The organism is Treponema sp. R6D11 (assembly GCF_054786075.1).
In genome coordinates this window covers 1-526 of sequence record NZ_BDHD01000784.1, presented here as the reverse complement: position 1 = coordinate 526, position 526 = coordinate 1, and the positions used below count along the sequence as shown (strand labels likewise).

General features: G+C 38.2%; 1 protein-coding gene. It reads left to right on the top strand.

Features of this window, described 5'->3' with window-relative positions; genetic code table 11:
- On the top strand, positions 1 to 526 hold a 526-nt coding region (locus tag ACYVTD_RS16080), incomplete at both ends, for a TolC family protein (RefSeq protein ID WP_461248689.1).

The window sequence follows — 526 nt, the reverse complement described above, 5'->3', positions numbered from 1 at the left end:
ATTACAGCGATAATCTGGAACAGCCGGTTTGGGACGGCGGTAAATTATCAATGTCCAGAAAACTTGAAAAAATGGAGATTGATCTTTCCTCTTTAAAATTGGACAGAACAGCTAACGAAATAGCGGAGTCGGCAATAGCAGCGTATCGTAATTTACTGTCGTCAAGAGAAATACTCAAAATAAAAAAAGCGGCGTTTACGGTTCTGGAAGGACAGAGGAATATTTTAAATGAAGAAGTCAAACTTGGTCTTGCTCTTTCCGTGGATTTGGCAAGTGCGGATATCAATTTGTTAAATGCAAAAATCGATATTTATTCTATTCAGCTTGATCTGGACGAAATGGAAAAACAATTTATGGAACTTCTAGGACTTGAGTTCATGCCTATTTTGGCGGAAAAAGTCGATATTAACCGCTCTGTTACACTTCCCACTTCTTCGGCGGCGGCGGCTCTTGCAAAAGAAAAAAATCCCGATTTAATTGACGCACGTTACTCGATAACAAAAAAACAAATGGAGTATAAATATAT